The following is a 13,327-nucleotide window of genomic DNA, read 5'->3' as shown; positions in this document are numbered from 1 at the left end:
ATCCTTTTTTCTCATGATCTCCCTTTATCGCAGCCTCACAAAGCTTTTACAAAATATAACTCATCCACTCTTAAAATTACAAAAAAGAGATCAGGAGGTTAAATTCCAACCTTATCCATGATTTACCTTTTTCTTCTAATTTTTAATCCATTTCAACAATATCGGCTGCGCCCATGCCACCACAAAAAAAGCCGCTGACTTTTGCCAGCGACTCTAATGAATTTGACTGCTGTCACAGTCTATTTAAAACGTGTTCCAGTTACACTCTACTTATCCTTCTTAATCCCGTAAGAATCAACTAATTCAACGGTCCGTTCTTCACCTTCGTGGAGGTTACCACTCATTTCATAGAATTCAATTAAGAATTCATCTTCGGTGACGGTATAAACCGCGAAGTTTTGATTTTGAGATTGACGGTAGTTTTCGTGTTTGTGGTCGAATTTTGGTGAGTCATCGGGTTGCTTAGCCACATCGAAGAGACCGTTCCAAAGTTCCACATCGTCTTCAGTCATCCAATCTAATTTAGGACGAACCTTGTGGACATGGTCAGCCCCCTTCATATAGATGGCGTCATAAGCTTTGGTTCCTGAGGTGTTCGGGATGATGTAGGTCACGCCTTCTGGGTTCACGTGGTATTCTACCCCATCTTTTTCGACTTTTTCGGTGTCTTCGACTTCACCGTAAGAAAAGTTATCGGAAGTGTAAACTAGGGACTTGGTCCGGGTTAAGTTGTGGTCGTGACCTTGGAGAACCACATCGACATCGAGTTCATCCGCTAGTTTAGCGAATTCTTCCCGAGTGACTTGAACATCCTCATCTTGGAGGGCATGGTAGGAAGCCGAGTAGATAGGCTTGTGGTAGGCCAGGATAATCCAGTTAGCCCCATTATCACGAGCTTCTTGAATATCTTGCTTAGCCCATTCCATCTGTTCCTTACCGATGGCGCCTTGTTCAGGATTATCTTCCGATTCCTTGTTGTCATTGGTGTTTAGGACCACAAAGTGAGCGCCGTTGTAGTCATAAGAATAGTAAGAGCCACCTGTCACTACGTCATTGGTCACTGGGACATTGGTATGTTCGTTGAAGGCGGTTAAGTCCTTTTCATCCCCTAGAACTGTGTATTCATCGTGGTTACCTGGGGTGTAGGCATGAGGCAAATGAAGGTTTTGGTCTTGGGACATGTCCAAGTTGTCTACCCACTCATCTTCCACTTCGGCCACCTCAACAAAGTCCCCAGTATGGAGGGCAAAGTCAGCGTCAGGAGCCACTTCTAGGGCATGGGAAAGGGTGTCGGCCCCGTAAGCGGCCTCGTTGTTGACATTGGCATTCCAATAAGCATTCTGGGTATCGGTATAGTGGATGAATTGGAAAGGCTGGCCCTTTTCACCGGAAGTTCTAAAGGAACCGACCTTGGAAAAGCCACCTTCGTCAGACCCCACTTGGTAGTAGTATTGGGTGTCGGGTTCGAGGTCATCGGCCTCAGCCTTATAGGAGTATTCGGTCACATCTTGGAGTTCCAAGTAACCTAAGGAGCTCCCTTCAGAAGTCCATTGGGTGTTATCGGTGGTAATTTGTTCGTCGGTGAAGTAACCTTCAACTTCTTCCGGCTTCCCGTTCTCGTCGACAATGAAGTTACCGTCTTCGTCCTTAGTGGCCGCCGCATAGATATAGTAGCCATCCTTGTCGCGCTCGGCGTATTCAGAAGTCACTTCGGTCGCTTCCGCTGCGAATTCAACTGGATCGGACATATCTTCAGACTTGGACACTTTCACCTTGGCATCTGGCATTTTGTCAGTGGTATACCAGTTGAAGCCCATGGCATCCGTGGTTTCTTCCAGGAGGTTGGTGGCAATCCGGTTGGGTTCATTATTGACAGGCACCGGCGCCACTTCGGGTTTGTCGTCTTGAAGTTCGATTAAGTCTAAGCCATTCTCTTCGCCGTAGACCGGGTCAACTTCCTCAGCCTCTTCTCCCGCTTTAGAATCCTTGGATTCCTTAGCGCTTTCTTCTGACCCCTTGTCCTCTGAAGCCACGCTCTCTTCGACTGCACTATCTGCCGAAGCATTATCGCTGTTCTCATTCGTTTCAGCGCAGGCCCCCAAGACAAAAATCGAGGTCAGCAAAAGCCCCACTTTCTTGATACGATCATCCCAATGCATACGGACTGTATCTCCTTTCAAAATATCATTTTTACTTTATGTAAGTCTAACTTGCCCTCACTATAGCAAAGCATTGTAAAAAAGCTGTAAATTTATCGTAAGTTTTAAGTAAAAGTGAAATTTTGGTGAGTAAAGCGAATAATACTAACAAGATTTAAAATAAAGTTCAGTAATTAGGCGGTTCCGAGAAGTTGCTTTTGTTACTTCCTAACTATTGTGCAATGCAAGCTAGTGTGCTATACTTTACTTGAAGAGGTACTAGGCATTGCAAGATACTAATTGAAATAAAATAGTGAGGGGAGTTGTCCATGTGAACAGTCAATTGAAAAAAGGCGTTTTGGAAATGCTGGTGCTCCAGCAGTTACGAGAGCGGGATTGCTATGGCTATGAATTGGTCCAAGAAATTTCAGAACACATCGCGATTTCTGAAGGCACCATCTACCCACTCCTACGCCGCCTCAACAAAGAAGCCCTGGTAACAACTTATCTGAAGGAATCCGAATCAGGTCCGCCCCGGAAGTACTACAAAATTTCCAGCCAGGGTTTGGCCACGCTCCAAGAACAGATCGCGGAATGGCAAACTTTCGTCCAAAGAGTCAATGCCATCCTTGAAGGAGGTTAGCTCATGAAAAAAGAAGAATTTATTGACTTACTACGTTTCTACTTACATAAACTGCCCAATTCAGTCATTAATGATATCCTGAGTGACTACCAGGAACATTTCCAAATCGCTATGAATCAAGGCAAGTCGGAAGAAGAAATCTGCCAGGAACTGGGCAGTCCCAAGCAAATCGCCAAGGAATACTTAGACAATGAGCGGGTCTTTATCGATGAACGTCCACCAAAAGAGCCCACCAGCCACAAAACCCGGCGCAATCTCTTAATCGCCCTCTTGGTGATCGTCTGCCTGCCCTTGATCTTAGGTGCACTCTTAGGTCTAGGCGGAGGGGTCCTGGGACTACTCACCGGCTTTCTGGCCCTGGTTTTTACCATTTTTGTGGTCGCTATCACCCTGCTAGCCAGCCTAGTTAACCCCCAAGCCTTTATCAGTGGACCCATCCAACTGGGCTTATTGAATACGCTCCATCCCTTAACCAAGGTTTTTGCGGTCATCTTCTGCTTTTGTATGACCATCATTTTGATCTACCTGGCCTTTAGGCTGGTGAAGGGCTGCTGGAATCTGATCAAGAAAACGTGGTATGCCATTCAATGGCGGCGCAAACGAGGTGATTACTAATGAAAAAACAAGGCAATACTGTCGTTCGTAGTATCTGGACCCTCTGTGGGGTCGCTTTTCTGGCCCTGGTTTTAGGATTCATGTCCTTCTTTTACTTTGACTATGACCATATCGTTAGTGAAATTCAAGCCTACCAGGTCGAACAAAACGCTGACCACCGCCAACTGGTCTATGAGGAAAACTTCGACACGGGCTTTGATCTGATGGAAATCGATATTAGAGACCACAGTGAAATCGAAGTCATCCCTGCCGATAGCTATTCCATCAAGATCTGGGACGTTAAAGGCGAGGACTTGGATAATGACGAAATTCCTAATGATACCAAGTTCTTCGATGTCCAAGATGATGGGGCCTTCTTAAAAATCAATGAAAAAATTCTCGGCACTGGACAATTCCGTCGCCATCCTATCCGGATCCAAATTGCTGGCCCGGATTTCTCCCAAAGTCGTCTTAACGCCAGCGGAAACTACGCTGATCTCAGTCTCAACCAAGCCCTCAAGGACCTCTATTGGGAAGTTTACGACGGCCAAGTCACCATCAAGAGCCCATCCACCTTTCCGATGACCTTTAGTGGCGAGGATGTGGCAGTAGATATGACCGTAGAAGAGGCCAATGCCAAACTCTCTTTTAACCACGGTTATTCCCAAGCCACGATTAATGGGCGCAGTCTGGAAATTCCAGCAAGTCAAGACCTTGACGACTTGGCTACTGAAGAAAGCACCAGTCAGCCTGCCAAACCCGAACCCTTTATCCATCAAATTGGTGAGGGACGCGACCCTATCCACTTCAATGGTGAAGACAATACGGTGAGCGTCCGCTATCCAGAAAATTAAATCTCCCAGAAAAGAAAGCAAGCCCAGGAGCCAATCAAAAGCTCCCGGGCTTGTTTTTAAGTTTAGGCTTAATTATTGTTGTAGTAGTCGCCTTTTTTCATGTCGTTAAAGATCACGTGGACATGGTCTTTAGGAGTCTTGGCGTGCTTAGAGATACTTTCGGTGATTTCCTTAGCAATGGCCGCCTTGACTTCCTGGGACCGTCCTTCGATAAGTTGAATGTTTACAACTGGCATAGGTAAAACCTCCTCATAAGAATTTAACTTAGATTATACCTTAAAAAGAATGTAAGTATGAAAGTTTTTTCAAAGAAGACCCATTTTGAGGATTTACTGCCTACTTCTTCCAATTGCTATAGCTGTTCGACGCGCAAGCAAGTGACAGATATAGTATGCGTAGCGGTTCAAGTTTTCGTCGGCATTCTCACATCCTTACTTACATTTCAAGATGCTTTCCTTGAACCATTCTTTGAAGCGGTTGCGGTCGATAGTGGTTGGGACGACGCAGTTTACGGGACGGTCGGTTTTGTGGTCGAGGTCGACGACAGTTTGCCCGTAGGTTAAGGGACTGCCGAGTTCGACTTCGACGTTACATTCTACTTCTTCAAACATCTCTGGTTCTAAGAGGTAGGCGATGGCGGTTGGGTCATACATTTCCCATTCTTGGTTGGTTTGAGCTGACCGGTAGTGTTGGAGCATGGAATGGATCATCTTCCCAGTTTCAGTTTTCTCCGCCAGTTCTGCAGCTTCTTCTAGACCAATGGTGGCAATGTAACCAATATCTAAGCCCACCATCACGGTCTTGACTGAGGATTGGAGGACCATTTGGGCAGCTTCGGTGTCAGTTCCGATGTTGAATTCATCCATGACATGCTTGTTGCCCCGGGTGAAGGACCCACCCATGATGATAATTTCTTCAATCTTGTCCTTAACTTCAGGATACATGGTCAAGAGCAAGGCCACGTTGGTTTGTGGGCCTACTGCAACGATGGTGACTTTTTCATCGCTTTCCATTAAGACCTTACGCATGGCTAATACGGCGTGATCGTCTAAGAGTTGGCTCTTGTCCGGTTCAGGGAAGTCGTAACCATCCATACCGGATTCGCCGTGGACTTCAGAAGCATCGGTAAATTCGGTCAAGAGCGGTCCGTGGTTCCCAGCAGCCACGGGGATATCTTTTTCAAAGAAGTTAACTAATTTTAAGGCGTTGGTGGAGGTCTTTTCTAAGGCCACGTTTCCACCCACAGCAGTGATCAATTCCACTTGGACCTGGTCCGAATTCAAGAGAATAGCGGTCGCAATCGCGTCATCAATTCCGGGGTCTGTATCAAAAATGACTTTTCTTACCATGAAAAAATTCCTCCTTGTAAATACTAAGTAACTTTCAATTCATAACTTATTAAATTGTCTAAACCTGTTCCAAGCGCGAGATGAGCTCCATTTCAAAAAAATGACGACAAATTCTCCTTGAGAATTTTTACGCCTTATTCTTCCAATAGTCTTGCTCTTTGATGCGCTTGTCGCACTCTTTTCTTAAAACAAGAACCCTACTATCGTTGCGGTAACCATGGAAGCTAGGGTGGAGACGAGGACGATTTTTAGCGAATATTTGGCTACCACGTTTCCTTGGTGGGCGTCGATGGCTTTGACACCGCCGATGACCATGCCTAGGGTTCCGAAGTTGGCGAAGCTCATGCAGTAGGTCCCCATAATGGCGGCGGTCTTTTCACTTAAACCTTCTAGGGCCGAGAGAGAAGTCATGGCCACGACTTCGTTAGCCAGGACTTTTTGGGCCATGACTGAACCGGCTTGGACCATGTCTTCTTTAGGAACGCCCATCAAGAAAGCGAATGGCGAGAAGACATAGCCAACTAATTCGGTAAAGGAAATGTTGATCAGCCCTTCAAAGAGACTGTTCAACATGGAAATCAAAGCCACGAAACCAATCAGCATAACAGCCACGATCACGGCCGTATTCCATCCGGTTACCATGTAGTCACTCAGCATGGAGAAGAAGGGTTCTTTTTCCTTTTCTCCTTGAGCTTCTTCAGCTTGGTCGCCTTCAATGCCTTCCCGTTCTTGGTAGGCCTGGGTTCCTTTGGCAATCTCTTCCTTGTCATTATAAGGGTTAACGATCACAGAAACCGCTAAGGCCGACAGGAGTTGCATGAGGACACCGACCACCACGTATTGGGGCTTGACTAATTTCATATAGGCCGCCAACATGGAGACCGTGACCACGGACATGGGAATGACTGCCAGGGTAAATAATTGCTTCTCACTAGCCCGTCTGACTTGGTCGACAACCGACAGATAGTTGGTCGGGGTCCCAAAGACGGTGGAGGCAATCGGGAAGTAGGACTCCAATTCCCCAGCCCCGGTCAGTTTGTTGATCCCAAAACCAACCCACTTGACCACAAAGGGCAGGACGCCCAGCCAGTTTAAAACCCCGATCAAGGCGGTAATAAAGACCAGGGGCGCGAGGACGTGGAGGAAGAAGACAAAGCCGTCAGCGGTCAGTTGAATCCCGCCAAAGACGAAGTTGACCCCTTCAATTCCTTGGGCCATCAGCCAGTCCATCCCACTAGCAATCCCATTTAAGATGGTCAAACCTAAGCTAGTCCGAAAAAGGACTAAGGCCAAGACCACTTCAGCAACTAACATAATGGCCACATTCTTATACTTAATATTTTTCCGGTCAAAGGACAGAAAATAACATAAGCCAAAAATGACCAGTAGACCCAGCAGGCCTTGTACAATACTCATTGAATCACTTACCTTTCCAAAGCTTAACAGCTTATCCATTTACCTAGAAAAGAAAGCCGACCGCCCCCTTTTGGCTTCATTGTTCATTTAAAAACGCTTTCACCCATATTTTACCCAAATTTTCGAAATAATGCTATAATCTCTAAATAATTTTTAAATCATTCCCTGTAAAGGCAAATCGATAACGCTTTCAGCTAGAATAGAAAGAGATTAACAGCGCCAGCGAGTTCATCAAGCTCCCTGGGCGCTCAGAGAGAAAGGAAAGTCCCATGGCATTTAGTCCTGCATTCTTACAATTACTGGCCGAAAAATTTCCCAACAAGGCCGCCGCATCCACGGAAATGATTAACCTAGAAGCGATTATGTCCCTCCCCAAGGGCACCGAGCACTTTATGACCGACCTGCACGGGGAATTCGACGCCGTTAACCATGTCCTCCGCAACGGGTCGGGGAATATCAAGGAAAAAATCAACGAAATCTTCGGCGACCGCCTGTCCACTAAGCGCCGGGCCGAACTGGCGACCATTATCTACTACCCCGAAGAAAAACTCCGCGCCCTGACTAAGGAAATGGACTCGCAGGCGGAAATTGATGAGTTCTATACCCTGACCACCAGCCGGCTGGTGGAATTGACCCAATTTGTGGTCTCCAAGTACACCCGCTCCAAGGTCCACAAGGCCATGAATCCCGATATGGCCTATATCATGGATGAGTTGATCTTCAAGGACTCCATCCTCTCCAACAAGGAACACTATTATAAGCGCATCATTCAATCGGTCATTGATCTAGATGAAGCGCCCCGGCTGATTACCTGCCTGGCGGAATTGATCCGGGAACTGGTGGTCGACCACCTCCACATCTTAGGCGACATCTATGACCGCGGACCCGCTCCCGACCAGATCTTAGACCTCTTAATGGAGAAGAATTCGCTGGATATTGAATGGGGCAACCATGACATGATTTGGATGGGCGCCGCTTCGGGGTCCAAAGCATTAATTGCCAATGTAGTCCGGATCCAGGCCCGCTATGACAATCTCTCTGTGATTGAACACGCCTACGGAATCCCGCTCCGTCCTCTTGTCAACCTGGCTGACACCGTCTACAAGGATGCTGATTTGACCGGTTTTATGCCTAAATTAGCTGAGGACCATGACTACCACCATGACGAAGTCGAGCAATTAGCCCGCATGCAGCTGGCTATGGCCATTATCCAGTTTAAGTTAGAGGCCCAAGTCATCCGCCGCCATCCTGAATTTGGCTGTGACAACCGCCTGCTTTTAGATAAGATCGACTACCATGCCGGAACCATTAACTGGCAGGGCAAGACCTATCCTTTAGTCAATACCTCTTTCCCCACTGTGGATCCCAAAGATCCCTATGCCCTGACTGAAGAAGAGGGCGCAGTCATGGAAGCCCTGCAAGCCGCCTTTTTAGACAGTGAACGCCTACAAAAGCACGTGGCCTTCCTGATTAACAAAGGATCCATGTATAAGATTTATAACAATAATCTCATGTTCCACGGCTGTATCCCCATGAATGAGGACGGCACTTTCATGGCAGCTACTATCGACGGGGAAACCTTGGCTGGCCAAGTCCTCCTCGACAAGTTTGACCAGGTAGTCCGGCGCATGTATGCCCAACGCCAAAGTGATGAAAGTAAAAACCCCGACCTGGACTTTGCCTGGTATCTCTGGCAAGGGGAAGGGTCAGCCCTCTTCGGAAAGAAACAAATGGCTACCTTTGAACGCTACTTTATCGCCGATAAGGAGACCCACCAGGAACACCGCAATGTTTATTACTCCTGGCGAGAAGATATTGACTTTGTCCGCCGGGTCTTAGAAGAGTTCGGCATCGATCCCGACAAGGGCCACATCATTAACGGCCACACCCCTATCAAGGCTAAAGATGGAGAGGACGCCATTAAGGCGGATGGCAAGATGATCGTTATTGACGGTGGCTTTGCTAAGGCCTACCAAAAGACCACCGGACTGGGCGGCTTTACCCTACTCTATAATTCCTATGGTATGCAGCTGGTGGCCCACCACCCCTTCCACGGCAAGGAGGATGCCATTAAATACGAAACCGATATTGAATCCACCCGCCGCGTCGTGGACAAGGAGTTAGAACGGATTTCAGTTAGAGAAACTGACATCGGTAAGCAACTCACTTGCCAGGTCCAAGCTCTCAAAGCCTTGATTGAAGCTTATCAAGCTGGGCTGATTGGGGAGGAAATAGAATAGATATTATCCTTAAATTTGGTATAAAAACCCACCGTCAGGTTTTATAACTTCTTAATGAGTTAGCAGCCATCCTTAAATAGTGATTCTCTTGTAATTCGTTATATATATAATGTATATGAGGTGAGTATTATGGAAGTAAAAGTTAGACAGGTTGGGAGCTCAATGGTAGTGACGGTGCCCTCTTACTTTAATATTGCCGAAGGGAAGAAATTTTCTGTGGAATGTCTTGATAATGGTGCCATTGTGTATACTCCAGTTAAAGAGAATATTTTTGAAAATCCAGATATTTTAAAATTTGCTGACGATTGTAAACAAACTGATCTTTTACTGGAAGAAGATATCGAATAAAACTTTTTGCTACAAGAAAAGGACTAGGAGAAATTTCCTAGTCCTTTTTGCGCTTGTCACACTCTTTAGTTGAGTTCGGAAGGGTGAGGGAATGTCCTTTCAGAAAAGTTGAACGCCCAGTAAACTGGTCTTTTCATCTTTTCTTCCAAGGAATCTCCCTCCCTATTCCTTCCTCACATCCTTTAGATACTCGGCATATTTTTCAGAGCTTGACGGGCTTCTTCAACGATGGAGTCAATAATTTCTTTGACTGGGCGAATTTCGGTGATGTTACCGGCTACTTGACCGATGGTAACGATACCGTTTTCGGTGTCCCCCTTAGTGATGGCGGTCAGTAACATTTGGAGGTTGGATTTTTCGAATTCGTCACGGGTAGAGCCGTTGTCGATTTCTTCTTGGAGTTTAGCGACCATGTCGTTTTGGATTAAACGAACGGGTGCCCCAATAGAACGGCCCACAACCACGGTATCGGTTAAACCACAGTTAACAATGGCTTCCTTGTACCCTTGAGCAATTGGCGCTTCTTCACTGGCACAGAAGACAGTCCCTAGTTGAACCCCTTCACCACCGAGAGCAAAGGCAGCTGCTAAACCATGGCCGTCAGAAATCCCACCAGCAATAATCACAGGAATATCCACAGCAGCAATCACGGCACGGGCTAAAGGCATGGTGGTTACTTCACCAACGTGGCCTCCTGCTTCGGTCCCTTCACAGACCACGGCATCAGCGCCAGCTTCTTCCATTTTCTTGGCTTGACGGGCGTTAGCCACAACCGGAACCACTTTAATCCCCGCTTCATGTAAAGGCGCAATCAAAGGTGCGGCATTACCCGCACCAGTGGTAACTACCTTAATCCCTTCGTCAATGATGACTTCCATGATTTCTTCAGTATTATGAGACATTAACATTAAGTTAACAGCAAAAGTCTTGTCAGTGATTTCGCGAACAGCTTTGATTTGTTCACGTAACCAGTCACCCTTGCGGCCAGCAGTGGCGATAACTCCTAAACCACCCGCTTCAGAAACAGCGCCAGCTAGGGGAGCTTCCGCTACACCTGCCATGGAACCTTGGAAAATTGGGTATTCAATATTTAATAGTTCACAAACTCGGTTCATGCAATCTCTCCTTTTTAAGATTTTTAGTCAACAATTTTATACTGTAAAAGAAATAGTTCTAACAATTCTATTATGTGCTTATATTCACAACATGTAAAATAGTAAGTTTAGAGCCTTGAGATAACTATATTGTTATGGGAGGTTAAGGGAAAGTGGGCAGCGGGATAAAAGAGTTCACTCACTACTTTTTAGCTTTTCCGAAAGCGCCCTGTTCTTTCAAAGCTTCAATTTCTGCTTCTCCATAACCCAATTTTTTTAACATAGCTTGGTTATCAGCCCCCGCTAGTGGAGCGGCATGGTAAGGCATATCCAAATTATCAGAGAAGTGTACTGGAGAAGTTGGCATTTGCGCCCGATGACCATTAGCGAATTGGTAATCGTAGAGATAGTGGTTGGCCTGAGCTTGAGGGTCGTGGGCAATTTCTTCAAAGTGACGTGCTCGTTCAAAAGTAATATCAGCAGCTAGAAAGCGTTCGGAAAGAGTCTGACTGTCAAATTGCGCAAAAGCCTCTTCTAAAATATGAGTCAGTTCCTCCTTATGTTGGGGATTAGCCATAGCCGCTTGAGTTGCATAGCGGTCATCATCAATCAGGTCCTCACGGTCTAATAGCTTCATCAATTGCGGATACCCCTTATCATGAACCGGAAGAACAATGACCATAATTTCACCATCCTTAGTCCGGTAAGAATGCATGAGTGGGCTAGTTGGCCGGTGGTAAGGCTTAGGAAAGACATCTTGATATTGGGTGGAAATCACTTGAACGCCATTAGCATAAATAGCTGTTCCATATAAGGAGACCCGGACTTCTTGTCCCAGACCTGTCTGTTCAGCTTGACGCAAGGCAGCAAGAGTACCGCTAAGAAGTGCTAGGCCACAAATGCCATCCCCAATCCCTGTTGGTAGGTGGAGAGGGTGTTCTCCTTTAGGGGACAGGTCCGCCACAAAGCCTCCACGAGCCCAATAGGCCGCCATATCGTAACCCGGACGTCCTGCTTCGTCTCCCTGTAAGCCATAACCGGAAAAATGGGTCCATACTAAAGAGGGGTACTTAGCAGACAAAGTCTCATAGTCTAAGCCTAACTTCTTGAGCGATTCTAAACGCACATTGGAAATAAAAACATCCGCCCATGCAATCAATTTAACCATCACATCTAGGCCGGCTTCAGTTTTTAAATCTAAGGTCATGCCCTTCTTATTAGCATTATAGAGATCGAAAATTGGATTTTCTTCCGGCTTGGCTGGTGCCCCCATACTCGCTCCAAGGACACGGAGGACTTCCCCACCGGGAGCCTCCACTTTCACCACATCAGCACCCCAGTCCGCCATTAACTTAGCCGCTGCCGGCGCTGCCACCATGGTTGTAAAGTCAACTACCTTCACTCCTTTAAGCAATTCAATCATCAAATCCACCCTTTCTAAGATAGCGTTTTCTTTATTATGAATTAATTTTCTGCAAAAGAAAAGAAAAACTTGGAATTTAAGAATTAGGTAAACATCTTAAGTATTAATAACGAAAAATAGTAAAGCCTTGTTGTTGTGGTTTTATCCAGTGATACATATAATGAGATAAAGAAGATCCATTTAACTAAACCTATTGGACTAATAACAAGCTCATTAAAATATTTAGCAATGCCTTCTACTGAGAAGAATTTAACAAAATGAAGGGCCCTCGATGTGCTTCTTTAGAGGAGGATGATTGATTATGTCAAAAATTAAAGAAGGCAAACGGGCTATACAAAAACGTCAATTAAAATTAATTAAAAAGCAAATTAAACAACATAAAGATGTCTTTATTCGATTAAAGAACAAGTAAGTGAGTACTAATATTGAGTGAGGTTAGTTTGTGCTAAGCTACTTCACACCAACTTTCACCAAGCACATGATTCGCAATTACAAGTGAGTCATGCTAGGATAAAAATGTAGTCGTAAAAAGACAAGCTGTCTGTCAGTGGCACACGTTTTATCACTGACGCACAAAGACCAATAAGGAGGAAACAAACTTATGGCAAAAATTGCAAGTATTATGACCGACCTCTTCGAAGATTCTGAATACACCTCACCAAAGGAAGCGCTCGAAGCAGCTGGTCATCAAGTGGTTCCTGTCGGTTTAGAAAAAGGCGCTACCGTAACCGGTAAGAGTGATGGAACCGAGGTGGAAATTGAAGTGGGCATTGACACCGCCAAGGGCGAAGACTTCGACGCCTTACTGATTCCTGGTGGCTACTCCCCAGATAAAATCCGTAAGTATGAAGACGTTTTAAACTTTGTCCGTCACTTCGCTTACAGACATAAACCCATCTTCTCTATCTGCCACGCCCCACAACTTTTAGTCAACGCGGATGTGCTCCACGGTAAAGACATTACCTCCGTTGCCCAAGTTGCTGTTGACGTGAAGAATGCCGGTGCCAACTACTTTGATGAAGAAGTGGTGATCGACTCCTCTGGTTTAATCTCCAGTCGGACCCCAGATGACCTTCCTGCCTTCAACAAAGCCATTGTAGACGCTTTAAAATAGGATGTGAGGACGCCGCTAGAGGCTTGAATCGCTGGAGGAAAATACCATAAGCACAGGACACTGTGCGTTGGAATTTTCTGAAGCGACTTCAAGACTGGCGTCTGAACTCAACTA

General features: G+C 45.9%; 12 protein-coding genes. 6 read left to right on the top strand and 6 right to left on the bottom strand.

Going from position 1 to position 13,327, the window contains the following annotated elements; all coding sequences use genetic code 11:
- Window positions 1-266: 266 nt before the first annotated feature.
- Complete coding sequence (locus HMPREF9243_RS01485) at window positions 267-2,159, bottom strand: metallophosphoesterase family protein (protein ID WP_013669613.1); 1,893 nt, start codon at window positions 2,157-2,159, stop codon at window positions 267-269.
- Window positions 2,160-2,469: 310 nt separating this feature from the next.
- On the opposite strand from HMPREF9243_RS01485, the gene HMPREF9243_RS01480 reads away from it, so the two are divergent.
- From HMPREF9243_RS01480 to HMPREF9243_RS01470, 3 genes are read left to right on the top strand one after another with little or no spacing between them, the layout of a single operon-like run.
- On the top strand, window positions 2,470-2,781 hold the full coding sequence (locus HMPREF9243_RS01480) for a PadR family transcriptional regulator (RefSeq protein ID WP_013669698.1): 312 nt from the start codon (window positions 2,470-2,472) through the stop codon (window positions 2,779-2,781).
- A gap of 3 nt (window positions 2,782-2,784) precedes the next feature.
- Window positions 2,785-3,396: a DUF1700 domain-containing protein gene (locus HMPREF9243_RS09735; RefSeq protein WP_013668514.1), complete on the top strand. Its 612-nt coding sequence runs from the start codon at window positions 2,785-2,787 to the stop codon at window positions 3,394-3,396.
- Window positions 3,396-4,229, top strand: a complete 834-nt coding sequence (locus tag HMPREF9243_RS01470) for a hypothetical protein (protein ID WP_013669953.1) — start codon at window positions 3,396-3,398, stop codon at window positions 4,227-4,229. Before HMPREF9243_RS09735 ends, HMPREF9243_RS01470 begins: the two co-directional genes overlap by 1 nt.
- 68 nt (window positions 4,230-4,297) lie before the next feature.
- Here the strand turns inward: HMPREF9243_RS01470 and HMPREF9243_RS01465 are convergent, their stop codons facing one another.
- The 3 genes from HMPREF9243_RS01465 to HMPREF9243_RS01455 form a co-directional block, all read right to left on the bottom strand.
- Complete coding sequence (locus HMPREF9243_RS01465; protein WP_013669234.1) at window positions 4,298-4,465, bottom strand: 2-hydroxymuconate tautomerase; 168 nt, start codon at window positions 4,463-4,465, stop codon at window positions 4,298-4,300.
- A 195-nt stretch (window positions 4,466-4,660) separates the two neighbouring features.
- The gene (gene rihC / locus HMPREF9243_RS01460; RefSeq protein ID WP_013669246.1) at window positions 4,661-5,578 is read right to left on the bottom strand and encodes a ribonucleoside hydrolase RihC; all 918 of its coding nucleotides are present in this window, start codon (window positions 5,576-5,578) and stop codon (window positions 4,661-4,663) included.
- A gap of 183 nt (window positions 5,579-5,761) precedes the next feature.
- Complete coding sequence (locus HMPREF9243_RS01455) at window positions 5,762-6,994, bottom strand: NupC/NupG family nucleoside CNT transporter (RefSeq protein WP_041706403.1); 1,233 nt, start codon at window positions 6,992-6,994, stop codon at window positions 5,762-5,764.
- 269 nt (window positions 6,995-7,263) lie between these two features.
- On the opposite strand from HMPREF9243_RS01455, the gene HMPREF9243_RS01450 reads away from it, so the two are divergent.
- Together HMPREF9243_RS01450 and mazE are read left to right on the top strand one after the other, a co-directional pair.
- A complete protein-coding gene (locus HMPREF9243_RS01450) occupies window positions 7,264-9,234 on the top strand; it encodes a fructose-bisphosphatase class III (protein WP_013669020.1) in 1,971 nt (656 codons plus the stop codon).
- 129 nt (window positions 9,235-9,363) lie between these two features.
- On the top strand, window positions 9,364-9,582 hold the full coding sequence (gene mazE / locus HMPREF9243_RS01445; RefSeq protein WP_013669978.1) for a type II toxin-antitoxin system PemI/MazE family antitoxin: 219 nt from the start codon (window positions 9,364-9,366) through the stop codon (window positions 9,580-9,582).
- Window positions 9,583-9,764: 182 nt separating this feature from the next.
- Here the strand turns inward: mazE and HMPREF9243_RS01440 are convergent, their stop codons facing one another.
- Window positions 9,765-10,697 carry a nitronate monooxygenase family protein gene (locus tag HMPREF9243_RS01440; protein ID WP_013669264.1) on the bottom strand — a complete coding sequence of 311 codons (933 nt, stop codon included), beginning with the start codon at window positions 10,695-10,697 and terminating at the stop codon, window positions 9,765-9,767.
- Between the two features lie 181 nt (window positions 10,698-10,878).
- Window positions 10,879-12,099, bottom strand: a complete 1,221-nt coding sequence (locus HMPREF9243_RS01435; RefSeq protein ID WP_013668570.1) for a CaiB/BaiF CoA-transferase family protein — start codon at window positions 12,097-12,099, stop codon at window positions 10,879-10,881.
- A gap of 601 nt (window positions 12,100-12,700) precedes the next feature.
- Between HMPREF9243_RS01435 and HMPREF9243_RS01430 the strand changes: the two genes are divergently transcribed.
- On the top strand, window positions 12,701-13,213 hold the full coding sequence (locus tag HMPREF9243_RS01430; protein WP_013669593.1) for a type 1 glutamine amidotransferase domain-containing protein: 513 nt from the start codon (window positions 12,701-12,703) through the stop codon (window positions 13,211-13,213).
- Window positions 13,214-13,327: the final 114 nt, after the last annotated feature.

Origin of the sequence: Aerococcus sp. Group 1 (assembly GCF_000193205.1) — a bacterium.
Taxonomy (GTDB): domain Bacteria; phylum Bacillota; class Bacilli; order Lactobacillales; family Aerococcaceae; genus Aerococcus; species Aerococcus urinae_A.
The sequence above is the reverse complement of the archived record's forward strand: the minus strand, read 5'-3'. Positions and strand labels throughout refer to the sequence as shown.